Annotated in this window: 7 protein-coding genes; 6 read left to right on the top strand and 1 reads right to left on the bottom strand. The window is 71.2% G+C overall.

Annotated features, from left to right (window positions below; genetic code table 11):
* The 4 genes from ACFWPJ_RS01430 to ACFWPJ_RS01415 all read left to right on the top strand — a co-directional run.
* A partial coding sequence (locus ACFWPJ_RS01430) for a condensation domain-containing protein (protein ID WP_378845793.1) occupies window positions 1–2,463 on the top strand: 2,463 nt, incomplete at its 5' end.
* Between the two features lie 59 nt (window positions 2,464–2,522).
* Window positions 2,523–19,415 carry an amino acid adenylation domain-containing protein gene (locus ACFWPJ_RS01425; RefSeq protein WP_378845792.1) on the top strand — a complete coding sequence of 5,631 codons (16,893 nt, stop codon included), beginning with the start codon at window positions 2,523–2,525 and terminating at the stop codon, window positions 19,413–19,415.
* A 138-nt stretch (window positions 19,416–19,553) separates the two neighbouring features.
* Window positions 19,554–20,576 (top strand): alpha/beta hydrolase, encoded by a 1,023-nt coding sequence (locus ACFWPJ_RS01420; protein ID WP_378845796.1) that lies wholly within the window; start codon window positions 19,554–19,556, stop codon window positions 20,574–20,576.
* 158 nt (window positions 20,577–20,734) lie between these two features.
* Window positions 20,735–21,982: a TetR/AcrR family transcriptional regulator gene (locus tag ACFWPJ_RS01415; protein ID WP_378845791.1), complete on the top strand. Its 1,248-nt coding sequence runs from the start codon at window positions 20,735–20,737 to the stop codon at window positions 21,980–21,982.
* On the opposite strand, the gene ACFWPJ_RS01410 is transcribed toward ACFWPJ_RS01415, so the two are convergent.
* The gene (locus ACFWPJ_RS01410; protein ID WP_378845790.1) at window positions 21,979–23,490 is read right to left on the bottom strand and encodes an aldehyde dehydrogenase family protein; all 1,512 of its coding nucleotides are present in this window, start codon (window positions 23,488–23,490) and stop codon (window positions 21,979–21,981) included. The genes ACFWPJ_RS01415 and ACFWPJ_RS01410 overlap by 4 nt on opposite strands.
* Window positions 23,491–23,785: 295 nt before the next feature.
* Between ACFWPJ_RS01410 and ACFWPJ_RS01405 the strand changes: the two genes are divergently transcribed.
* Together ACFWPJ_RS01405 and ACFWPJ_RS01400 are read left to right on the top strand one after the other, a co-directional pair.
* Entirely contained in the window at window positions 23,786–24,790 is a 1,005-nt protein-coding gene (locus tag ACFWPJ_RS01405; RefSeq protein WP_378845789.1) for an ATP-binding cassette domain-containing protein, read from the top strand.
* Window positions 24,787–25,596, top strand: a complete 810-nt coding sequence (locus tag ACFWPJ_RS01400) for an ABC transporter permease (protein WP_378845788.1) — start codon at window positions 24,787–24,789, stop codon at window positions 25,594–25,596. The genes ACFWPJ_RS01405 and ACFWPJ_RS01400 overlap by 4 nt, the downstream gene beginning before the upstream one ends.
* The last annotated feature ends 151 nt before the right edge of the window (window positions 25,597–25,747 follow it).

The raw sequence follows: 25,747 nt of genomic DNA, 5'->3' as shown, positions 1-25,747 counted from the left end.
GCCCCGATCGAACTGAGCGTCGCCGAGGTCTTCGCGACGCTGCTCGGGGTGCCCGAGGTCGGCCTTGACGACGACTTCTTCGACCGCGGCGGTAACTCGCTGCTGGCGACAAGGGCCATCGCCCGCATCGACCAGGCGCTCGGCACCGATCTGGTGGTCCGCGACCTGTTCGAGGCGCCGACCGTCGCCGCGCTGGCCGCCCGGGTGCGGCCCGGCGCGATCGCCGCGCCGCGCCCGCCACTGACTCCGGCGCAGGTCCGTGGCGTCATCCCGCTCTCGCCCGCCCAGCAGCGGATGTGGCTGCTCAACCGGATCGACCCGGATTCCCCGGCCTACAACATCCCGCTGGCGCTGCGCCTGCGCGGCGCACTGGACACCTCGGCGCTGCGCTACGCGGTCGCCGACGTGCTGGAACGGCACGAGGCACTGCGCACCCGATTCCCCGCGGGCCCCGACGGGGTGCCGTACCAGGAGATCCTGCCGGTCAGCGCGGTCCTGCCGACGGGGCTACCGATCGAGGAGTGCGACGACCCACGCGATCGCGTGATGTGGCTGCTCGCAGGCGGTTTCGACGTGACGGAGCGAATTCCGTTGCGGGCCACGCTGTTCACGGTCCCGACCGACGATCCGCTGGCCGAGGAAGAGCATGTGCTCGCCGTGGTGGTGCAGCACATCATCGCCGACGGCGCCTCGCTGGCGCCGCTGGCCCGCGACCTGGTGATCGCCTACCGGGCCAGGGTCGAAGGCCGCTCGCCGAGCTGGGCGCCGCTGCCGGTGCAGTACGCCGACTACGCGCTCTGGCAGCGCGAGGTGCTGGGCGAGGAGACCGACGAGAACTCCACCGCCGCACGGCAACTCGGCTTCTGGCGGCATACGCTCGCCGGTCAGTCGGGCACCGTGGAACTGCCGCACGACCACCCGCGCCCGCCGCACGCCTCGCTGCGCGGCGCCGACGTGAGCACCACGCTGCCCGCCGACGTGCACGCCCGGCTGGCCGAGATCGCGCGCGGCCACAACGCGTCGCTGTTCATGGTCGTGCACGCGGCGCTGGCCGTGCTGCTGTCCCGCGTCTCCGCCAGCACCGACATCGCGATCGGCACCCCGATCGCGGGCCGCGGCGAACCCGAGCTCGACGATCTGGTCGGCATGTTCGTCAACACGCTGACCCTGCGCACCCAGGTCTCGCCGCTGCGCGGCTTCGACGAGCTGGTCAGCACGGCCCGCGAGGTCGACCTGGCCGCGTTCGCCAATGCCGACCTGCCGTTCGAGCGGATCGTCGAGGAGGTGGCGCCCACCGGCACCGTCTCGCACAACCCGCTGTTCCAGGTGGTGCTGTCCTTCCACAACACCGAGGCGCCGGTGCTGCGGCTGCCCGGGCTCACCATCGAGGCGCTGGACCTGGCCGCCCGGCCCGCCAAGTTCGACCTGCAGGTCAATGTGGAGCCGCGGCTGACCGAGACGGGCGAACCCGACGAGCTCGGCATCGTCTTCACCTACGCCACCGACCTGTTCGACGAGCACACCGTCGCGGCGTTCGCGCGCGGACTCATCGAGATCGTCACCGCGGTCGCCGCCGACCCCACGGTCCGCATCGGCGACATCGATCTGCGCGACGCCGGGGAACGCGAACGCGAACTGACCGCGGCCGCCTATGCCCCCGCACCGTCGGCCAACGGCGCCGCGCTGGCCCAGGAATTGGCGGCCGCGGTGGAGGAGGACCCCGAGGCCCCCGCCATCGATCTGGGCGACACCGAACTCGCCTACCACCAATTCGATGCCCGCTCTTCCCAATTGGCGCGCTCGCTGATCGCCCGCGGCGCCGGACCCGGCACCGGTGTGGCGGTGCGGCTCGATCGCGGGGTGAACGCGGCGATCGCCACCTGGGCGGTGCTCAAGGCCGGTGCCGCGGTGGTGCCGCTGGTGGCGATGGACGCCGAGCTGCCCGACCGGCTCGAGGTGAAGCTGGGCCTGACGATCGATATCCTCGACGCGCCCGACGGCCTGGACTGGTACGACCTGGCCGACCCAGCGCTGAAGGCGGAGCTGGCCGCGGAGTCGCCGCGCCCGATCGGCTACGCGCATCGCACCCGCGCCCTGCGCGGTGACGATGTCGCCTTCATCGGCGGTGGCCGCTCGTTGAGCTACGACGAGCTGGCCGGGGCCGCCGAGCGGGTGGCCCAGCGGACCGGGCTCAGCTTCGAATCACGGACGAGGGCAGCGGGGCGGCCGGATTCGGTGGCCGGTGCGCTGGAGATCGTCGCGACCGGAATTGCCGGCGCGACGCTGGTGATGGCGCCGGATGACGGCGGTGAGGACGAGGTGAGCCACGTGTTCACCGAGTCGGCGGTGGCGGTGGCCGCGCCCGGCGACGGCGCCGGTGCGACGATCGTCGCCCTGAGTGAGATGATCGGCAACGCCGGCCAGCCGCATCAGCGGCGTGCGGCGGTCGGGATGGATGGATAGGTGCAGGTGCGCATGACCGGGCAACGGCTAGTCGACTCCGTCGATCGGAGGGAACGGGCGTGACCCGGGCCAGCAGGGCGTCCGGCGCCCGGGCCCGGCAGCGCGGAAAGTCGCTGCCGCAACTGTTGTCCGTCGCCGTGGAATCCAACCCGGGCGGCCTCGCGCTGTCCTGGGACGACGGTGTGTCCGCGCCGGTGCGCTGGACCTACGCCGAGCTCGACGAACGCGCCAACCGGCTGGCCCGGCTGCTGATCGCGCGCGGTGTCGGTCCCGAGGACATCGTCGCCGTCGGTATCCCGCGCTCGCCGGAGTCGGTGCTCGCCATGTGGGCGGTCACCAAGGCCGGTGCCGCGTTCCTGCCGGTCGACCCGAACTATCCGCCCGCCCGCGTCACGCACATGCTCGCCGATTCCGGCGCGGTGCTCGGTCTCGCGGTCGGCGCCGCGCTGGACCGGCTGCCCGGCACCGTCGACTGGCTGTGCCTCGACGATTCGGCCGTGCGCCGCGCCGCCGAGGAGCAGCCCGGCGACCCGGTGACCTTCGCCGACCGGGTGCGCCCGCTGCGGCTGACCCACCCGGCCTACATCACCTACACCTCGGGCTCCACCGGCCTGCCCAAGGGCGTCGTGGTGACCCACACGGGCCTGGCCGGATTCTGCGCCGAACAGCGCGCGCTCTACGGCGTCGAGCACACCTCGCGGACCTTGCACTTCGCCTCGCCCTCATTCGACGGCGCCGTGCTCGAACTGCTGATGGCGGTCGGCGCCGCGGCGACCATGGTGATCGCGCCCGCCGGGATCTTCGGCGGGCCCGAGCTCGCCGAGGTGCTGCGCCGCGAGTCGGTGACGCACATGTTCATCACCGCCGCCGCGCTCGCCTCGGTGGACCCGGCCGGGCTGGACGACCTGGTCGTGATCGCCAGCGGCGGCGAGGACGTCCCGCCCGCCATGGTCCGCCGCTGGGCCACCGAATTGCCCTCGGGCACACGGCATTTCCACAACGGCTATGGGCCGACCGAGACCACCATCATGACCAACATCAGCGCCGCGCTGGCGCCGGGCGCGGCCGTGAACTTCGGCCCGCCGCTGCGCGGGGTCACCGAATACGTGCTCGACGAACGCCTGGTCCGGGTGCCGGACGGGATGATCGGCGAGCTGTACATCGCGGGCAACGAGCTGGCCCGCGGCTATCACGGGCGACCGGCGCTGACGGCATCCCGTTTCGTCACCGACCCGTTCGATCCCGCCGGTGGACGCATGTACCGCACGGGCGACCTGGTGCGCAGGCGCCCCGACGGCGCGGTCGAGTTCGTCGGCCGCAACGACTTCCAGGTGAAGGTCCGTGGTTTCCGGATCGAGCTCGGCGAGATCGACACCGTGCTCACCGCGCACGACAGCGTCGACTTCGCCGTCACCGTCGGCCATGAACTCGACAACGGCACAACGATTCTCGCCGCCTACGTGCACGCAACGCCGGGCGCGAGGATCGACCTCGACCAGCTGCTCGCGCACGCCAAGGCGGGCCTGCCCGCGCACATGGTGCCGACCGCGCTGACCGTGCTCGACACCATCCCGCTGACCCCCGTCGGCAAGCTCGACCGCGCCGCGCTGCCCGCACCGACATTGCGCGCCAAGGAGTTCCGCGCGCCGTCGGGGGCGATGGAGGAGCTGGTCGCCTACATCTTCACCGAGTTGCTCGCGCCGGAGCGCCCGGTCGGCGCCGACGACGACTTCTTCGCACTCGGCGGCAACTCGCTGCTGGCCACCCAGGCCGCGGCCCGGCTCGGCGCCGAGCTGTCGGCGCGAGTGCCCGCGGGTCTTGTCTTCGAGAGCCCGACGGTCGCGGGCCTTGCCCTGCTGCTCGAACCGCTCAAGGGCGCGGGTGGGCACGCACCGCTGACGCCCCGCGAGCGGCCTGAGCTGATCCCGCTCTCGGCCGCGCAGCGGCGGATGTGGTTCCTCAACCAGTTCGATCCGAACTCCACCGCCGAGACCATCCCGTTCGCGCTGCGGCTGGCAGGCCCGTTCGACGCGCGCGCCCTGCATGCCGCGCTGACCGATCTGGTGCACCGGCACGAATCCCTGCGCACCTACTACCCGGTCTACGACGGTGGCGCGACCGATGGTCCGGTGGCCGACGGGGTCGGGCACCAGGTGGTGCTGCCGATCGCCGACGCGGTGCCCGATGTGCTGGTCGACTCGCTCACCGAGGACGAATTGCCGCTGTGGCTCGGCGAATTCGCCGCCACCGGCTTCGATGTCGCCGCGGGCGTTCCGCTGCGGGTGGCGCTGGCCGAACTCGGCCCGCGTGACCATGTGCTCGCGGTGGCGCTGCACCACATCACCGCCGACGGCGCCTCCGTCGCGCCGCTGCTGCGTGACCTGCTCGGCGCCTACCTCGCGCGCCGCAACCGGTCGCGGCCGAGCTGGCAGCCGCTGCCGGTGCAGTACACCGACTACACGCTCTGGCACCGGGAACTGCTCGGCAGCGAGGACGACCCGAATTCGCTCGCCGCCGCCCAGATCGCGCACTGGCGCGAGGCGCTGGCCGGGCTGCCCGACCGGCTCGACCTGCCCACCGATCGCCCGCGCCCGCCGGTATTCACCGGTCGCGGCGCCGAATTCGGCTTCCAGATCCCCGCGTCGGTGCACGCCGCGATCGCCGCGCTGGCCCAGCGCAGCGGCGCCTCGGAGTTCATGGTCGTGCACGCCGCCTTCGCGGTGCTGCTCGGCACGCTCGCGCACACCGACGACATCGCCATCGGCACCCCGGTCGCCGGGCGCGGCGCGCGCGAACTCGACGACCTGATCGGCATGTTCGTCAACACCCTGGTGCTGCGCTCGCGGATCGACCAGCGGGCCAGCTTCGCCGAGCTGCTGCGCGAGACCAAGCGCGCCGACCTGGCCGCTTTCGGCAATGCCGACCTGCCGTTCGAGCGTCTCGTCGAACTCCTGGATCCGGTCCGTTCGCAGGCCCACCACCCGCTGTTCCAGGTCGCGCTGTTCTTCCAGAACCTGGATCTGCCTAACCTGCGGCTGCCCGGACTCGACGCGACACCTGTCGAATTCGACGGTGTGGTAGCGCGTTTCGACCTCCAGCTGACGATCGTGCCCGGCGCCGATCCGACCGAGCCGATGGCCGCGTCCTTCAACTACGCCACCGATCTGTTCGACGCCGAGTCGATCGAGACGCTGGCTGGTCGCTTCACCCACCTGCTCGACGCGGTCTCCTCCGATGCTGATGTGGCGATCGCCGATATCGACCTGCTTACCCCGGCCGAGCGCGAACAGACCCTGGTCGCCTGGAACGGGACCGGTCACCCGGTGGCGCCGGAGCTGATGCTGGACGCGTATCGCCGTGCGGTGCAGGCGCATCCGGATGCCACCGCGCTGGTCTACGAGGGCACCGAACTGACCTATCGGCAGTTCGACGAGCGCGTCAATGCGCTGGCCCGGCTGCTGATTCAGGCGGGCGTCGGCCCGGAAGGGCTTGTCGGCCTGGCGATTCGGCGTTCGCCGGAACTCGTCGTCGCCATGTACGCGGTGCTCACCGCGGGTGGCGCGTATGTGCCGCTCGACCCGGATCATCCGGCCGAGCGCATCGCCTACATTCTCGACACCGCCCGTCCGGCCGCCGTTCTGAGCACCGACGTGATGGCGGTGCCCGCGGGGACCGAGCTGCTGCTGCTCGACGAGCTTGACACCCGTGGTGTGCCGGTCGATCCGCTGCGTCCGGCGGAGCTGCGCGCGCCGCTGCGCGCCGATCACCCGGCCTACGTCATCTTCACCTCCGGTTCCACCGGTAAGCCCAAGGGCGTCGCGATCTCGCACGCGGCCATCCACAACCAGTTGGTGTGGATGCTGGCGAAATACCCGCTGGCCCTGGGTGATGTGTATCTGCAGAAGACCGCGACCACCTTCGATGTGTCGCTGTGGGGCTACTTCATGCCGCTGCGGGTCGGTGCGACGCTGGTGCTCGCTACGCCGGACGGGCATCGTGATCCGGCGTATCTGATCGATCTGATCGATCGACACAGGGTGACCGTCACCGATTTCGTGCCGTCGATGCTCACTGTGTTCGCGGCCCAGGCGGCGTCGAATGGTGCCGGTCCCGAGTGTGCTGAGTGGTCCCGCTCCGCTACCGCATCCGCGCCCGGTGGTCGTGACGTGGTGCCCGGTGGTCGTGACGTTGTGCCCGCTGGTCGCGATGCGGTGCCGGGCTTGATGCCGTCGCTGCGCGAGGTGTTCGTCATTGGCGAGGCGTTGCCGCCGGAATCTGTCGATGCGATGGCCGCCGTCAGCTCGGCCCGGTTGCACAACCTGTACGGCCCCACCGAAGCCGCTGTCTCGGTCACCTACTGGCCTGCGCGCGCGGGCGAGCGCACGGTGCCGATCGGCCTGCCGCAGTGGAATACCCGTGTCTACGTGCTGGATTCGCGGCTGCGACCCGTGCCACCCGGTATCGCGGGTGAGCTCTATCTCGCGGGGGACCAGCTCGCGCGTGGCTATGTCGCGCGTCCGGGCCTGACCGCCGACCGTTTCGTCGCCGACCCGTTCGACGCAGGCAAGCGCATGTACCGCACCGGCGATCTCGTGGTGTGGCGCCGCCCCACCACGACCGCGCCGCATCGCCTGGATTACCTCGGCCGCATCGACTTCCAGGTGAAGTTCCGTGGTCAGCGGATCGAGCTCGGGGAGATCGAGACCGCGCTGTTGGCGCACGAATCCGTCAGCCAGGCAGTCGCTGTGGTCGCCTCGACCGAACTCGGTGACCAGCTCGTCGCCTATGTCGTGCCGAGCCCCGGCTACGCGGCGGAGCCGGACCGGCTCCAGGCATTCGCCTCGAAAACCCTGCCCGCCTACATGGTTCCGGCCGCCGTCACCGTGCTCGATGCGTTGCCGCTGAACGCCAGCGGCAAGCTCGATCGCACGGCGCTGCCCGCGCCACACTTCACCGCGCGTGCCTTCCGTGCCCCGGGCACCGAGCAGGAGCGATTGGTCGCGGCACTGTTCGGAGAAGTGCTGGGCCGCACCGATATCGGCGCCGACGACGACTTCTTCGCCCTCGGCGGCAACTCGCTGATCGCCACCAAGCTGGTCGCCCGCCTCGGCGCGGCCACCGGCGGCCGGGTCGCCGTGCGCACCCTGTTCGAGACCCCGACGGTCGCCGGCCTCGCCGCCGCGCTCGACCCCGACGCCGACACGGTCTCCACCAGTGGCCTCGGCACACTGGACCGCCCGGCCGAGCTGCCGCTCTCGCCCGCCCAGCGGCGCATGTGGTTCCTCAACCGGTTCGACCAGGGCTCCGGTGGTGACGGCGCCGCCGCCTACAACCTCCCGTTCGCGCTGCGCCTGACCGGCAGCCTGGACGTCACCGCCCTCGTCACCGCCCTGCGCGACGTACTGGCCAGGCACGAAGTCCTGCGCACGATCTACCCCGACAGCGGGGACGGCCCGATCCAGCGGGTGCTGCCGGTGGAGCAGGTCGACTTGGATGTGTCGGTACACCGTGTTGCGGCGGATCTTGTCGAGCAGGTCACCGCACTCGCCGCGACCGCGTTCGATGTGACCACCGAGGTCCCGCTCCGGGTCCGGCTGTTCGACATCACCGGCGCCGAGCCTGACGCGCCCACCGAGTATGTGCTGGCCGTCGTCGTCCACCACATCGCCGCCGACGCCTCGTCGATGGTGCCGCTGGTGCGTGACGTGACCACCGCATACCTGGCTCGCACCGCAGGCCATGCACCCGGCTGGGCCACCCTGCCGGTGCAGTACGCCGACTATGCCCTGTGGCAGCTGGACCGGCTCGGTGACGAAACCGATACCGATTCCGTTGCCGCCAAGCAGATCTCGTTCTGGCGTGACGAACTGTCCGGCCTGCCGGACCTGCTGGAACTGCCCGCTGACCGCCCGCGTCCCGCCGTTGCCTCGCTGTCCGGCAGCCGGGTGCCGGTGCGGGTCGACGCGGCCACCCATGCCGGGCTCGCCCGGATCGCGCAGGACAGTGGCGCCACGGTGTTCATGGTGCTGCACACTGCCTTTGCCGTGCTGCTGGCCCGGCTGGCCTGGGCCGCCGATGTGGCTGTCGGCACCCCGGTCGCCGGACGTGGTGAACGCGAACTCGACGACCTGATCGGCATGTTCGTCAACACCGTCGTGCTGCGCACCCGCTACGACGGCAGTGCCGCCTTCACCGAACTCCTCGCCGCCCAGCGCGCGAGCGACCTGGCCGCGTTCGCCGCCGCCGACGTCCCGTTCGAGCGGCTCGTCGAGGTGCTCGATCCGCCGCGCTCCACGGCTCGGCATCCGCTGTTCCAGGTGGGCCTGTCCTTCCAAAATGTGGATCGCGCGGCGCTGGAACTGCCCGGCCTGCGGATCGCGCCCGTGTCCGCGGAACTGGCTGTCTCACAGTTCGATCTGCATCTGATCGTCGGCGACGGCTACGACGCCGACGGTGCGCCGACCGGCATCGAGGGCTTCTTCACCTACGCCACCGACCTGTTCGACGCGGCCACCGTGGAAGCCTTCGCCGATCGGCTCACCCTGCTGCTCGACGCGGTGGTGCGGGAGCCCGGTGTGGTCGTCGGTGATGTCGACCTGCGTACCGCCGCCGAACGCGCCGCCGAGATCACCACCGGCGCCGCCGATCTCGCTGTCCCCGGTGGGACACTGGCCGACCTGCCGTCGCTGGCCCGCCCCGAGGCCGTCGCGCTGGTCGCCGACCTGCCCGAGGGACGTCTCGAACTCACCTACGCCGAGTTCGAAACGCGGGTGAACCGCCTTGCCCGCCACCTGATCTCGCTGGGTGTCGGCCCGGAATCCCTCGTAGCGCTCGCACTGCCGCGCTCGATCGACCTCGTCGTCGCCATGTACGCGGTGACCCGATCCGGCGGCGCGTACGTGCCGATCGATCCCGACCAGCCCGCCGACCGCACCGACTACATCCTCGGCACGGCCGCACCGATCTGCGTGCTCAGCAACGGTTTCCGCACCGACGCCGCACCGGTGGTCCGGGTCGATCATCCGGTGCTCCAGTCCGTCGACCCGTCGCCGGTCACCGACGCCGACCGCCGCGCGCCCCTGCGCCCGGAGAACACCGCCTACGTCATCTTCACCTCCGGTTCCACCGGCCGCCCCAAGGGCGTCGCCGTACCGCACGCCGCCGTGGTCAACCAGTTGCAGTGGCTGCGAGGCGAATTCGGTACGGACGCCACCGACGTCTTCCTGCTGAAGACCCCCGCCACCTTCGACCTGTCGGTCTGGGAGTTCTGGTCCGCCGCGGTCTGCGGCGGCCGCCTGGTGATCGCCGCACCCGACGGACACCGCGACCCCGCCTACCTGGACGCGCTCATCACCGACGCCGGGGTCACCACGCTCACCGCGGTCCCCTCACTGCTGGACGCGCTGTCCGGCTACTGGGAGGCCCGCCACCAGTCCACAGCCGAGCAGTCGCTGAGGCGCATTCTCGCCATCGGCGAGGCGCTCCCGGCCCCGCTCGCACAGCGCCTGCTGACCGCGCTGCCCGACACCAGGATCGACAACCTGTACGGCCCCACCGAGGCCGCCGTCTCGATCACCGACCACCGGGTCACCACCGCCGACGTGCTGACCGTGCCCATCGGCACCCCCGAATGGAACTGCCGCGTCTATGTCCTCGACGAGCGCCTGCGGCCGGTCGCCCCTGGCGTCAGGGGCGAGCTGTATCTCGCGGGCGTCCAACTGGCCCGCGGCTACCTGCGCAAGGCCGCGCTCACGGCGGAACGTTTCATCGCCGACCCCTTCGAACCGGGCGCCCGCATGTACCGCACCGGCGACCTGGTCGCGCGCAACGGGGACGGCGACCTGAACTACCTGGGCCGCACCGACTTCCAGGTGAAGATCCGTGGTTTCCGGGTCGAGCCGGGCGAGGTCGAAGCAGCTCTGCTCGGTCTGCCCGAGATCACGCAAGCCGCGGTGCTCGCCCGGAGCGATCCGCACTTCGGGGATCGACTGGTCGCCTACATCGTGGGCACGGAACCCGATGTGGCGCAGGTGAAGTCCGCACTGCGTGACAAGTTGCCCGCCTACCTGGTGCCGGATGCGTTCGTCGTGCTCGACGAACTGCCGCGCACGGTCAACGGCAAGCTGGACCGGGCCGCGCTGCCCGCGCCGGTGTTCGAGGCCGCGGCCTTCCGTGCGCCCGCGACACCGACCGAACAGCTCGTCGCCGGGGTCTACGCCGAGATCCTCGGTGTCGATTCGGTCGGCGCCGACGACGACTTCTTCGCGCTCGGCGGCAACTCCCTGCTCGCCACCAGGGCCGCCGCCCGGATCGGCGCCGCACTGGATCGGGCGGTCGGCGTTCGCCTGCTCTTCGAGGCGCCGACGGTCACCGACCTCGCCCTGCGCGTGCACCGGTCCGACGAACTCGCCGCGCTGCCGCTGGTCGCCGGACCGCGCCCGGAACGGCTGCCGCTGTCGCTGGCCCAGCAGCGGATGTGGCTGCTCAACCAGCTCGATCCCGACGCCACGGTCTACAACATCCCCGCCGCGATCCGCCTCACCGGCGCCCTCGACCTCGCAGCCCTCGGCGTGGCCGTCGGCGACCTGTTCGCCCGGCATGAGGTCCTGCGCACCCGCTACCCGGTGCTCGACGCTGCTTCTGAATCGGAGCCGGTGCAGGAGATCCTTGCGCCCGGTGCGGTGCATATCGACCTGACGCCGGTGCCGGTCACCGCTGACGAGCTCGAGGACGAGGTGCACCGCACGGTCGCCACCGGATTCGACGTCACCACCGCGCCTCCGGTGCGGCTGCGGCTGCTGCGACTCGGCGCCGACGACCACGTGCTGGTGTTCGTCGCCCATCACATTGCCGCCGATGGCTTCTCGATGGGCCCGCTCACCCGTGACCTGGTGCTGGCCTACACCGCGCGCACCGAGGGTGCGGTGCCCGCCTGGTCGCCGCTGCCGCTGCAGTACGCGGATTACGCGGTGTGGCAACGGGAATCGCTCGGCGACGAAGCTGATCCGGGATCGACGGCCGCCGCGCAGCTGGCCTACTGGGCCGCGGAACTCGAGGGGCTGCCCGAGGAGATCGCGCTGCCCGCCGACCGGCCGCGCCCGCCGGTGCAGTCCTTCGCCGGTGCTGTCAGCACGGTCGAGATCGACGCGCCTCTGCACGCGGACCTGGCCGGGCTGGCCCGCGCCGAGGGCGTCACCGTGTTCATGGTCGTGCAGGCCGCGCTCGCGGTGCTGCTTGCCCGCACCAGTGGCACCGACGACGTCGCGATCGGCACCCCGATCGCGGGGCGCGGTGCCCGTGAGCTCGACGATCTCGTCGGTATGTTCGTCAACACCCTGGTGTTGCGGAGCCGGATCGCCGAGGCCGAGCCGTTCACCGCGCTGCTGCGGCAGACCCGCGACACCGACCTGCGGGCCTTCGCGCACGCCGACGTCCCGTTCGAGCGGGTCGTCGAGGCGGTGCAGCCGGCCAGGTCGGCGGGCAGGCATCCGCTGTTCCAGGTGGCGCTGTCGTTCGAGAACCTCGCCCCGGTCGCGTTCGAGCTGCCCGGCATCGGGGTGAGCGCGCTGGACGCCCGCACCGCCGAAGCCAAGTTCGACCTGCTGCTCACCGTGCGCGAACGGCCTGACCACGGCGGCATGCACGCCGAATTCACCTACGCCACAGACCTGTTCGACGAGTCGACGGTGCGGGCCTTCGGCGCGCGATTCACCCGTGTGCTCGCCGAACTGGTCGCCGATCCGGAGATCGCGGTGGGTGACGTCGACCTGCTCGACGACGCCGAATTCACCGCGCAGACCACCTTCGCGGGCCCGCCCGCCGAACCCGAACGCACGCTGTCGCAGCTGATGGACGCCGCCGTGCGCGCCAACCCGTCGGGTGTCGCCGTGCGCGGTGACGGCCGTGGTTTCAGCTACACCCAGCTCGACGCGGCGGCCAGCCAGCTGGCCCGCGGTCTCATCGCCCGTGGCGCGGGACCGGAAGTCGCTGTCGCGGTGGCGATCCGGCGGTCGGTCGAATCGGTGCTCGCGGTCTGGGCGATCGCCCGCACCGGCGCGCTGATCGTGCCGATCGATCCCGGTTACCCGGCCGAGCGGATCAGTCACATGGTCGCCGACGCCGACGCGGTCTTCGGCATCACCCTCACCGCCGAACTCGCCGGGCTGCCCACGCTGCCCGGCGACGGCGGCTGGGTCGCGCTCGACGATCGGGAATTCATGTCCGAGGTCGCGAAATACGCCTCGGTGGGCCTGCGCGAGATCGAGCTGCTCGCCCAGCCGCGCACCGGCAACGGCGCGTACATGATCTACACCTCCGGCTCGACGGGTCTGCCCAAGGGCGTCGTCGTCACCCACGCGGGCCTTGCCAACTTCTGCGCCGAGCAGAAGCAGCGTTACGGGCTCGATTCCGACACGCGCGCACTGACTTTCGCCTCGCCGTCGTTCGACGCGTCCATGCTCGAGCTGCTGCTCGCGCTCGCTGGCGCGGGCACGCTGGTGGTGGCGCCCGCCGGATCGGTCGGCGGTACCGAGCTCGCCGAGCTGATCCGGTCCGAAGGCGTGACGCACACCTTCCTCACGCCCGCGGTCGTCGCCACGCTCGACCCGGCCGGTGTGCCGGGCCTGCGCGCACTGGTCGTCGGTGGCGAGCACGTGCCGGACGATCTCGTCGCGCGCTGGAACACTTTGCCGCAGCGCAAGTTCCACAACGGCTACGGTCCCACCGAGACCACCATCATGACCTGCATCAGCGACCCGCTGGAGCCGGGCGCGGCGGTGCACATGGGCGGTCCGATCCGTGGCATCCGCGCGCTGGTCCTCGACGAGCGGCTGCGCCCGGTCCCCGAGGGTGTCACCGGTGAGCTGTACCTGGGCGGCATCCAGCTGGCCCGCGGCTACCACCGCCGCGCCGGCCTGACCGCGGCGCGTTTCGTCGCAGATCCCTATGGAGCTGCCTCCGATGGCGGCGCTGCCGAAGGCCCTGCGTGGTCACGCTCCGCTACCTCCTCCGGGCCCGCCGACAGCGCCGCGGCAGGCGCCCGCCTCTACCGCACCGGCGACCTCGTCCGCCGCCACGGTGACGTCCTGGAGTTCGTCGGCCGCAACGACTTCCAGGTGAAGATCCGCGGCCTGCGGATCGAACTCGGCGAGATCGACGCCGTCCTGGCCGCCGCCCCCGGCGTCTCCTGGGTCACCACCCTCGGCCGCGACAACGGCGCGGGCGCGACCATGCTCGTGTCCTACGTGCTCGCCGAACCGGGGGAGCGGCTCGACCCGGCCGAACTCACCGCGCTGGCCGCGCGAATGCTGCCCGACTACATGGTGCCCGCCGCGATCGTCGTTCTCGACGAACTTCCGCTGACCCCCGTCGGCAAGCTGGACCGGGCCGCGCTGCCGGACCCGGTCGCCGTGCGCAGCGAGCACCGCCCGCCGCGCACCGCGGCCGAACGCGCCGTCGCCCGGGTGATCGGCGAGGTGCTCGGCCACGACCGGGTCGGCCTCGACGACGACTTCTTCGCCCTCGGCGGCGACAGCATCACCGCCATCCAGGTGGTCTCCCGGGCCGCGGCGGCAGGCGTGGTGCTGCGCCCGCGTGACCTGTTCGACGCGCGCACCGTCGGTGCGCTCGCCGGGCGCGCCGAGGTCACGCTCGACGCGGGCACGCGGCCCGCGGCTCTGCCGCTGACCGCCACCGCGGCCCAGCTGATCGAGGCGGGGGACAGCGCGGTCGAACCGCGAGCGGTGCTGCTCGACGTGCCGGCGGACTGTTCCGACGAGGCGGTCGCCGAGGTCGCCCACGCCGTGATGAACCAGCATCCGATGCTGTGGGCGGTACTCGACCGTTCCGGCGCCACACCGGTATTGGTGATTCCGTCGCACGAGGAGCGGACGGGCGAGGCCTTCCGCAAGCTCGACGGCACCGACGGTGAGTCCTCGCTGCCGGTCGACGACATCGTCGCCGCGGCCGCCGCCGCGCTCGATCCGGACGAGGGCCGCAATATCCACTTCGTGCTCACCGGCAACGGCGAGAGCGGCTCCACCCTGGTCGTGGTCGCCAATGCCCTCGTCCTGGACGAGGCGTCGTGGCGTTCGGTCGTCGACCAGCTGACCACCGCGTGGAGCCGCGGCCGCCACGCCGCCCCCGCCGCGCCCGATGCCGGGCTCGGCGACCTCGTGCGCAGGCTCGCCGACTACCCGTTCTCGGCCCGCGCCCGCACCGAACGCGAGTACTGGCATCGCGCGATCCGTTCCAGGGCAGCCGAATCCGCCGATCTGAGCCAGCGCAACCGGGTCTCGCTGAGCATCACCGGCGAGGGCACCGCCGCCGTCAGCACGGTCGCCGAGGCCTACCGCGCCACGGTCGACGAGGTGCTGCTCACCGCCGCCGCGCTCGCCCTGTCCACCGCGGCCGACTCCGCCGTCGCCCGGGCGATCGGCACCGTGGTCCGGCTGCGCGCCGACCAGCGCGTGCTGGGCAGGCCCGACGCGGAGAACGTCGTCGGCGGTTTCACCACCGACTACCCGCTGGCGCTGCGCCTGGAGGGCGTCGACATCGCCGACGCGCTCGTCGGCGGTCCGGCCGCCGGTATCGCGCTGGCCCAGATCAAGGAACTGCGCAGGACGGTGCCCGCGCACGGTGCCGGCTTCGGCCTGCTCCGCTACCTCGACGTCGAGGCCGCCGACAGCGTGCGCGCGCTCGACCGCGGCCGGTTCGCGGTGCGCTTCCGCGATCTGCGCCCGGCCAAGGTGCACACCGACGTCACCGCCGACGACCTGGCGCTGGCCCTCACCGTCGACGCCACCGCCGACGGCATGGTCGCCCGCTTCGACTACGCCACCGCGGTGCTCACCGCCGACGCGGTCAAGACCTTCGCTGAACACTGGATCCGCGCGCTGGGCGGCCTCGCCGAACACGGATTGCGTCCCGGCGCAGGCGGATTCACCCCGTCGGACTTCCCACTGGTGCGCCTGGGCCAGACCGAACTCGGCCGGCTCGCCCGGCGCTACCCGCTGCTCAGCGACGTGTGGCCGGTGACGCCGCTGCAATCCGGCATGCTGTTCCACGCGCTGCTCGCGGAGAACTCGGTCGACCCCTACATCACCCAGTTCGTCCTCGATCTCGACCCGGCCGTCGACGCCGAGCGACTGCACCGTGCCGCGCAGACGGTCCTCGACCGCCACGACAACCTGCGCGTCGCTTTCGCCACCGATGCCGCGGGCACCCCGCTGCAGGTGGTGCTCGATGACATCGACGTGCCGTGGCAGGTCATCGACGCCGACGCCGCGTCCTACCAGCGGATCAAGGCGGCCGACGTCGCCGCGCACTTCGACATGGCCGTCGCGCCCCTGCTGCGCTTCACCCTGGTGCGCACGCCGGATACCGCGCACCTGCTGGTCACCAGCCACCACATCCTGATCGACGGCTGGTCGACCCCGCTACTGCTGCAGGAACTGCTCACCGCCTACGCGGTCGGCGCGCGCACCCGGCGCCTGCCCAAGCCCGCGCCCTACCGCGACTACCTGGCCTGGCTGGTCGAGCAGGACCCCGAGGCCGCGCGCCAGGCCTGGCGGGCCGCGCTCACCGGCCTCGCCGAGCCGACCCCCCTGGCCCCGGTCGACCAGGGCCGCGAGATCGCCACGGGGACAGGCGAAACCGGCTTCGCGCTGTCGCAGGCCGACACCGCCGCGCTGAGCGATCTCGCCGCGGGCCTCGGCGTCACGGTGAACACCGTGGTCCAGGCCGCGTGGGGCGTGCTCATCGCGCGCCTGGTCGACCGCGACGACGTCGTGTTCGGCGCGACCGTCTCCGGCAGGCCCGCCGCGCTCGACGGTGTGGAACGCATGGTCGGCCTGTTCCTCAACGCCATCCCGGTGCGGGTGCGGGTGCGGCCCGGTGACACCGTCGCCGAGCTGCTGCGCAGGCTGCAGGACGATCAGGCCGCGCTGCTCGATCACCACTACCTCGGGCTCGGCGAGATCCAGGAGATCGCGGGCATCGAGGCCCTGTTCGACTCGCTGGTCGTGTTCGAGTCGTTCCCCGTCGACCGGGAGGGCTTGGCCCAGGCCGCCACCGGATCGGCCGCCGTCACCGGCATGGACGCCACCAACGGCACGCACTACCCGCTGACCGTGCAGGTCGTCGCCGACGGACAGCTGCGCGTCTCGGTGAAATACCTGCGCGACGTGTTCGGCGAGGACACCGCGACCGCTCTGGCGCAACGCTTCTCGATGCTGCTGGCCCGCTTCACCAGGGACCCGCACGCGCGGATCGCCGAGATCGACGTGCTGCTGGCGGAGGAACGCGCGACCCTGTCCGCGGTCAACGCCACCGACGCGCCGGAGCTGCTCGACGAGTCCACCCTGCTGTCGCTGTTCGACGCGCAGGTGACGAAGTCGCCGGACGCCATCGCGCTCGTCGACGGCGAAACCTCGCTCACCTACGTCGAATTCGATGCCCGGGTGCGCGCCCTCGCCGCCGCGTTGCGCTCCGCGGGTGCGGGTCCCGAGGCGCTGGTCGCGGTCGCGATGCGGCGCGGCATCGACCTGGTGACCGCGATCTACGCGGTGCTGCGCACCGGTGCCGCCTACGTGCCGGTCGACCCGGATCATCCGGCCGAGCGCACCGAGCGAGTGCTGGCCGCGGCCGCCCCCGTCTGCGTGCTCACCACGAACGGTACCGGATTCACCACTGCCGCAGCCGTTCCCGTCGTCGATATCGACAACCTGGGTTCGGCCGCGCCGGGGCCGATGGCCGCGCCGCAGCCGGACAACCTGGCCTACGTCATCCACACGTCCGGCTCCACCGGTACGCCCAAGGGCGTCATGCTCACCCACCGTCAGCTGGTCGCCCAGTTCCGCTGGGCGCAGCGCACCTACCCGCACGGTCCCGGCGACGTGGTGCTGCACAAGACACCGGTCACCTTCGACATCTCCACCTGGGAGCTGTTGTGGCCGTTGCAGACCGGCGCGACCGTGGTGATCGCCGAACCCGACGGCCACCGCGATCCGGTCTACCTGGCCAGGGTGCTTGCCGAACGTGCCGTCACCACGGTGCATTTCGTGCCGTCCATGCTCGACGCCTTCCTCGCCGACGGCCACAAGGCTGAGTTCCCCGCGCTGCGCAGGGTGTTCGCCGCCGGTGAGGCGCTGTCGGCCTCTACCGCACGGCGGTTCGCGCAGGCGCTGCCCGGTGTCGAGCTGATCAACTGGTACGGCCCGGCCGAGGCGACCGTGGTCACCGCGGCGCAGGCCGAAGCCGGTGCCGCCGTGAGCATTCCGATCGGCGCTCCGGTCGCCAACACCCGCGCGCATGTGCTCGATCGGCAGTTGCGGCCGGTACCGCCCGGCACCGCGGGTGAGCTGTACCTGGAAGGCGTCCAGCTGGCGCGCGGCTACCTCTGCGCACCCGCGCTGACCGCCGAGCGGTTCGTCGCCCAGCCCGGCGGCGGCAGGCTCTACCGCACCGGCGACGTGGTCCGCTGGACCGCCGAGCAGGAGCTGGAGTACCTGGGGCGCAGCGACTTCCAGGTGAAGCTGCGTGGTCAGCGGATCGAGCTCGGTGAGGTCGAGGCCGTGCTGCGCGATCACCCGGGTATCCGGCACGCCGCCGTCGCCCTCGTCCACGGCCCGACCGGTGACCGGCTCGTCGGCTACGTGGTGCCTGCCGAGAACGGTAAGCCCGAGACCTCCGCCGCCGGTTACTCGATCGAGAGCGCCAACGGCCTCGACGAGACGGCGCTGCTCGCCCATGCCCGCACGGCGCTGCCGTCGTACATGGTGCCCTCGACCCTGGTGACGCTGAAGTCGTTGCCGCTCAACGCGAGCGGCAAGCTCGACCGCAAGGCGCTGCCGGTGCCCGCGGTCACCACCCGCCCCTACCGGCCACCGACGACGCCGCTGCAACGCGCGGTCGCCGAGGTGTACGCGGAGGTGCTCGGCGCGGGCAAGGTCGGCCTCGACGACGACTTCTTCGAGCTCGGCGGTAACTCGCTGGTCGCCACCAAGGCGATCAGCAGGCTGCGGACCAGGGTCGGCGCCGAGGTGCGGGTGCAGTGGTTCTTCACCGATGCCACGGTCGCCGCGCTGGCCGCCCGCATCGACGCCACCCAGTCCGGCACCGGCGACTACGACCTCGAATCCGACGACGCCCTCGGCGTGCTGCTGCCCATCCGCAACCGGGTGCCGCACGGCACCGAAGCGGGCGGCCCGCTGTTCTGCGTGCACCCGATGTACGGCCTGTCCTGGTGCTATGCCGGTCTGGCCCAGTACATTCCGGCCCGGCGGCCGATCTTCGGCCTGCAGTCGCCCGCGCTGAGCGAGGCGGGCTACCTGCCCGGCACGCTCACCGAGATGGCCCGCCGCTATGTCGCCGAGATCAGGGCCGAGCAGCCGCACGGTCCGTACCGGCTGATGGGCTGGTCGCTGGGCGGTGTGCTCGCGCACGCCGTCGCCACCGAACTGCAGGCGGCGGGGGAGCGGGTCTCGCTGCTGGCGATGCTCGACTCGCACCCCGACATCGACGTCCCCGATTTCCACACCGCGGTCCGCGACGCGCTCGCCGAACTCGGCGTCGACCTGAGCGCGGCACTGCCCGCCGCGGGCGTGCGCGAGCTCAGCGAGGACGGGCTGGCCGCGCTGCACGCGATCATCCCGGCCAACATGGCCGTGCTCACCCCGGAACGGGTGCGCCGGATCTATCGCAGCGCGGTGCGCTCGGCCGAGCTGATCGCCGAGCACCGGCCCGCGGTGTTCCGGGGCAGGCTGGAGTACTTCAGCGCGCTCGGACACGAGACGGCGGTGCGGAATTGGGCGCCGTATGTCGACGGCGAAGTGCGCGACCGGCCGGTCGCGGTGGTGCATGATCAGATGACCTCACCGCAAGCGCTGGCCGAGATCGGGCCGCGCCTGGCGGAGCTGCTCGATGCGAATGACCAGGAGTCCGGGGCCCGATGACATCGGTGTGGCTGGTGAGGCATGATGTGACCCAGGTAACCCATAGGGTGCTGGCGTGGTGCAACCCATTCGAAACGAAGCGAAGGTGCGAAATTGATTCGTCGGCACTCCCGGCGTCGTGGCTCCCGCGCCGCGGCGATGATCGCGGCGACAGCAGTGGCCGCCGGACTGTTGTCCGGTATCGGCGCGAGCCCGGCCTCGGCTGACCCGATCATCGATTCCAAGACCCTGCTCGCCAACCCCGTTTCCGAGGACGGCTCCAAGATCGTCAAGGCCGAGGTCAAGGATTCACGCAGCCTGCGGCTGCACGTGTACTCCGCGGCCATGGACCAGAACATCATCGTCGACGTGCAGCGCCCGGCCGACGCCTCCGTCCCGCGCCCCACCCTGTACCTGCTCAACGGTGCCGGTGGCGGCGAGGACGCCGCGTCCTGGGTAGCCAAGACCGACGCGCTGGCGTTCCTCGGCGACAAGAACGTCAACGTCATCCAGCCGATCGGCGGCGCCTGGAGCTACTACACCGACTGGATCAAGGACGACCCGGTCGTCGGCCGCAACAAGTGGAAGACCTTCTTCACCGAGGAACTTCCCCCGCTGATCGACGGCGCGCTGGGCACCAACGGCGTCAACGCCATCGCGGGCCTGTCCACCTCGGGCACCACCGTGCTCGCGCTGCCGATCGCCAAGCCCGGGCTGTACAAGGCGGCCGCCGCCTACAGCGGGTGCGCGCAGACCAGCGACCCGGTCGGCTCCGAGTTCGTCAAGCTCACGGTCGAGACCTGGGGCGGCGGCGACACCATGAACATGTGGGGTCCGCAGGGCTCGGAGGAGTGGGTCGCGAACGACCCGTACGTCAACGCCGAGGGCCTGCGCGGTGTCGATCTCTACATCTCCACCGGCAACGGCCTGCCCGGCCCGTACGACACCCTCAACGGTGAGCACGCTCTGCCCGGCCCCTACGGCCTGGCCAACCAGATCATCATCGGTGGCGTCATCGAGGCGGGCACCAACTTCTGCACGCACAACCTGGCGAACAAGCTGAAGGAGCTCGGCATCCCGGCGACCTTCAACTTCCGTCCCAACGGCACCCACTCGTGGGGCTACTGGCAGGACGAGCTGAAGCTGTCGTGGCCGGTCCTGGCTCGCGGCCTCGGCCTGTAAGGTCGTCGCGTTCGACGAAACCGCCCCGGTATCGCCGGGGCGGTTTTCGTTTGCCGGACCGCCTCTCGACGTTTGCGAATTGTGGTTAACTTAGGTTGACTGGTCCGGCGCTGCCGACAGCCGTCTACAGCCCTGGTTCGCGGAACGGAAGTGAGTGCATGGTCGCCGATCGCAGTGAGGCCGAACGTGCCTGCGAGCCGACCACCGCACCGGCGCGGGTCGTGCGCCGCAGGCCCAAGGACCGCAAGATCCAGATCATGCGGGCCGCCGCCCGTGCGTTCAGCGCGCGCGGCTACTACCCGGTCGGCGTGGACGAGATCGCGGCCGAGGTCGGCATCTCCGGCCCCGCCCTGTACCGCCACTTCGCCAACAAGTACGCCCTGCTGGTCGCCGCCGCCGAGGAAGGCGCGCGGGGCCTGCGTGACGTCGCCAAAGCCGCCGACGACCCGGCGCTGAGCCCAGAGGCCAGGCTCGACGCGCTGCTCACCGCCGTCGCCGAGCACAATATCGACATCCGCCGCGAGGCAGGCCTGTACCGCTGGGAACGCCGCTACCTCGAGCGCGAGGACCGGGTGCGCATCCGCGCGTTCTATCGCGAGCTGGAGGCGATGGTCGCCGCGCCGATCGCCGAACTGCGGCCCGAGGCGAGCGCCGACGACGTCATCCTGCTCGCGGTCGGCGCGCTGAGTTCGCTGGCCAGCATCGCCGCGCACCGCACCACCCTCTCGCACGCGCGGATGCTCGCCGTGCAGCGCGATATGGCCTGGGCGATCGTGCGCGCCGAGCTGCCGCCCGCACCGGCCGAGGCCGAACCGGACAAACAGAACCGCGGCCTGCCGGTGACCTCCAAACGCGAACAGCTGCTCACCGAGGCGATCCGGATCTTCGGCCGCAACGGCTACCACGAATCGGGCATCGAGGAGATCGGCGCCGCCGTCGGTATCAACGCCTCCAGTGTCTACCGGCACTTCGACAGCAAGGCCGACCTGCTCGCCGCCGCCTTCCACCGCACCGGCGACCGCATGGCCGTCGCCATCGGCGAGGCGCTGGCCGAGTCCGAGAGCCGCGCCGACGCCGCCCGCCGCATCGCCGGCAGCTACACCCGCCTGACCTTCGCGACCCCGGAGATCATGCCGGTCTACTACGCGGAGTTCAGCAACCTCCCGCAGGCCGAGCAGCACCGGCTGCGCGCGATCCAGCGCCAGAACGTCCTCGAGTGGGCCAACCTGCTCGACGACGACCCGATCGAAGCGCGCTTCCGCGTGCACGCCGCGATCGGCCAGATCATCGATGTCGGCCGGCTGCTGCGCTTCGACTCCCGCCCCGAACAGCTCGCCCGCCTCGGCGCACTGACCGGCGCCGTCCTCCTCGGCGGCCAGGCCCGACCGGAGCTGAACGACCGCTAGCGGCCGTGGCGGAGCCGGAAGAGGGCTTTCGCCGCGTGCAGATGGCCGGGATGACGGTCGAAGGTCGATAGTCGGATCGGGGCACGATAGCGCCTGCGGGCGATCGACATCGTGCGGCTGAATTCGCGCAGGCCCTGCTGACCGTGGCTGTGGCCCTGCCCGTATTCGCCGACGCCGCCGAACGGCAGGGCCGGGATGCCGGTGAACGCGGTCGACGAATTGACCGTCACCACACCGACTCTCAGCTGTTCGGCGATGAACTCGGCGCTGGGGATGTCGCGGGTGAACACGGTGACCGCGATGCCGTTGCCCGCCGCGTTCACCCTGGTCACCGCGTCGGCGAGGTCGGCGACGCGGTTCACCACCAGGACCGGGCCGATGCCCTCGCCGGTGATCGCGATGCTCTCCTCGGGCACCTCCGCCAAGACGATCGGCTCCACATAGGGGTCGCGGAAGGAATCGAGGCCGCCCAGGACCGCGTGCCCGCCGCGGGCGATGGCGTCGCGGACCTGCTTGCGCACCACATCGACCTGGGTGGCATTGATCATCGGGCCGTAGGCGGCGCGATTGTCGGCGCCCGGCCGCAGCTTCGCGGCCCGGTCGGCCACCCTGGCCAGGAAATCGTCGAACACCGAGTCGGCGACATAACAGCGCTGGATGCCCGAGGCGTTCTGGCCGGCGTTGGCCATCGCACCGAAGACCGCGGCCTCGGCCGCCGCGTCGAGGACGGCGTCGACGTGCACGATCATGCTGCCCTTGCCGCTGTGCTCCACCACGACCGGCGTGAGAGTCTGCGCGCACAGCGCGATCACATCCCGCCCGCCGGCCTCGGGGCCGGCGTAGGCGATCTTGTCGACCTTGGCTTTGCACAGCGCGGTGGCGGTGCGCGAGTCACCGGTGACCGCCTGCAGCACCGGCTGATCGGGCACCACCGCGGCCCAGCTCTCGGCCAGCCAGGTGCCGACGCCGGTGGTCAGCTCGTGCGGGTTGAACACCACCGCGTTGCCCGCCGCCATGGCGTACGCGATCGAGCTCATCGGCGTGAAGACCGGGTTGTTCCAGGCGCCGAGCACACCGACTACGCCCAGCGGCAGATAGCCGACGGAGGCATGCTGATTGCGGGTGAACCAGCCGGTAGCCAGGCGTTTACGGCCCAGCGTGCTCTGGGCATTGCGGGCGGCCCAGTCCAGATTCTCCACCGCCAGCATCACTTCCAGCGCTGCGTCGGCCTCCGGCTTGCCCGTCTCGTCGCGCAGCACCTCCACCAATTCGCCGGTGTGCCTGGCGATATGGCCGCGCCAATCCAGCAGTAAGCGCTTGCGGGCACCGAATCCCACTTCGCCCCACCAGTTCTGGGTGGCGCGGGCCGTGCGCACCGCGCGGGTGACCTCGGCCTGCCCGTTGACCGGATACCGCGCGAGCTGTTCGCCGGTGCGCGGGTCGAACGACGTCAGCACGTCGGATCGCCCCGTCGGCGCGGCGGCGCCTGCCGGTGCTGAGTCGCCCATTGTCACCTCTCACGAGATCGAACACGCCCGCGCGCGGGCCGGTGAGACGAGTGTTTCCCCGACGTCAGCGTAGGGGCGCGGAAGCCGCGTCGACAAGGTCATCTCACTGCCTTTTCACTGCCCCCGTGAGCAAGACCACAGCAGCACCGTCACCGGCCGGGTCCGCGCAGACCGGACCGGGAAAACCGGCGGACCGGTAACATCGCGCCGAACGGTATGGATCACTTACCGGGAAGCAAATTCCGGGTGCGCTCGTCTGATCGTGGGCGCGCACCCGGCCGATGGTGGAGAGTTGATGCCGAGTTCGATCTCAGTGGATTCGCCCGCAGGTGGCGTCGCGTCGCGCGGCGGTGAGCCCGCGGTGCTGGTGTCCGACGTGCGCAAGTCCTTCGGCGATGTGCACGCGTTGCAGGGCATCAGTTTCCAGGCCGAAAAGGCCAGCGTGCTGGGCATCCTCGGGCCCAACGGCGCCGGGAAGACCACCACGGTCAAGATCCTGTCGACGCTGCTGCGCCCCGACTCCGGCACCGCGGTCGTCGCCGGGCACGACGTGCTCACCGACAGCGCGGCCGTGCGCCGGTCGATCATGATGACCGGCCAGTACGCCGCCCTCGACGAGAACCTCTCCGGCCGGGAGAACCTCGAGCTGTTCGGCAGGCTGATGGGCCTGGCCAAATCGGCCGCCCGCACACGCGCGGACACCCTGCTCGAGGAGTTCGACCTGGTCAGCGCGGGCAAGCGTGCCGTGCGCAACTACTCCGGCGGTATGCGCCGCCGCGTCGACATCGCGTGCGGGCTGGTCGTGCGGCCCGAGGTCGTGTTCCTCGACGAGCCGACCACCGGTCTGGACCCGCGCAGTCGTCAGGGCGTGTGGGACCTGGTCACCGCGCTCAAGAACCAGGGCATCACGGTGCTGCTGACCACGCAGTACCTCGAAGAGGCCGACGTGCTCAGCGACAACATCATCGTCATCGACAGGGGCACCGTCATCGCCGAAGGCACCGCCGACCAGCTCAAGGCGCGCACCGGCGGCAGCTTCTGCGAGATCGTCCCGCTCGACCCGAGCCAGATCCCGGCGACCGTGCTGGCCCTCGGTGACCTGGTCCCCGCCGTCGTCGCCGCCGAGGTCGACGGCGCCGACAAGCTGTCCATCCCGGCCCCCGAAGGCGCGGCGACCCTGGCCGAGGCACTGCGCAGGCTCGACAACGCGGGCATCGACCTGGCCGACATCGCGCTGCGCAGGCCATCGCTGGACGACGTGTTCCTGTCGATCACCGGGCATTCGGGCGGGCACCAGTGAGCGTGCCGACTCTCCGGGCGGACGAGCTGTTCGCCACGGTCCCCGCGGCGCACCCGAGCAACTTCGCCCAGTGGCGTGCGCTGACCGGCCGCGTCGTGTGGACCATGGTCACCAAGGGCGAACTGATCGTCGCGCTGATCTTCCCGCTGGTGGTGACGCTGGGCTTCTACCTGCCGCTGCGGTACGTGATGAAGTTCCAGGGCATCGACTACGCCCAGTACGTGATGCCGATCGTCGTGCTGCAGACGATGGCGATGACGATGATGTCGAACGCCCAGCTCGCCGCGTTCGAAGCGCTCACCGGCTTGAGCACCCGGCTGCAGACGATGCCGATCGGCACCATCGTGCCGCTGGCGTCGCGGATCAGCGCGGGTCTGGTCCGCTCGCTGGTCTCGCTGGTCGCGACCATCGGCTACGGCTACCTGATCGGCTTCCGCTTCGACGCCGGGTTCGGTCAGGCCATGCTGTTCTGTGGCTTCGCGCTGCTGGTCGGGCTTGTGCTCACCTTCGGCGCCGACGCGCTGGGCAGCCTCACCAAGAACCCCGAGGCGTTGAGCCAGGCGCTCACGCTGCCGATCCTGATCTTCGGCATGCTCTCCACCGGCTTCGTGCCGGAGGAGAGTTTCCCGTCCTGGATCCGTGGGTTCGCCCGCAATCAGCCGATCTCGCAGTTCTCCCAGTCGCTCAGCGATATGGCCGCGGGCGGAGCCAGCTGGGCCGGCGTGTGGGTGTCCCTGGTGTGGCTCGGTGGGCTCACCATCTTCTTCCTCCCACTGGCGGTGTGGGCGAGTGTGAGGCGATCATGACGACAGTGGATATGACCGAGCGGATCGACCAGCCGCTGGCCGCGGGCCAGACCCCGGCCCGGCTGCCCCGGTTCGACGCCCATCCGGGGACCGCGGGGTGGGGGGGGGTGGTCCCCCGCCGGCGCCCGTGCAAACGGGGGGTCCTGGGGTG

It is taken from the genome of Nocardia sp. NPDC058497 (assembly GCF_042720195.1).
In the GTDB taxonomy this organism is placed as follows: Bacteria; Actinomycetota; Actinomycetes; order Mycobacteriales; family Mycobacteriaceae; genus Nocardia.
This window is presented reverse-complemented; position numbering and strand designations above follow the sequence as displayed.

Coding starts and splice junctions, on each gene's coding strand:
- ACFWPJ_RS01420 (WP_378845796.1), top strand. CDS start 19,554: ATGATCGCGGCGACAGCAGTGGCCGCCGGACTGTTGTCCGGTATCGGC.
- ACFWPJ_RS01415 (WP_378845791.1), top strand. CDS start 20,735: ATGGTCGCCGATCGCAGTGAGGCCGAACGTGCCTGCGAGCCGACCACC.
- ACFWPJ_RS01410 (WP_378845790.1), bottom strand. CDS start 23,490: ATGGGCGACTCAGCACCGGCAGGCGCCGCCGCGCCGACGGGGCGATCC.
- ACFWPJ_RS01405 (WP_378845789.1), top strand. CDS start 23,786: ATGCCGAGTTCGATCTCAGTGGATTCGCCCGCAGGTGGCGTCGCGTCG.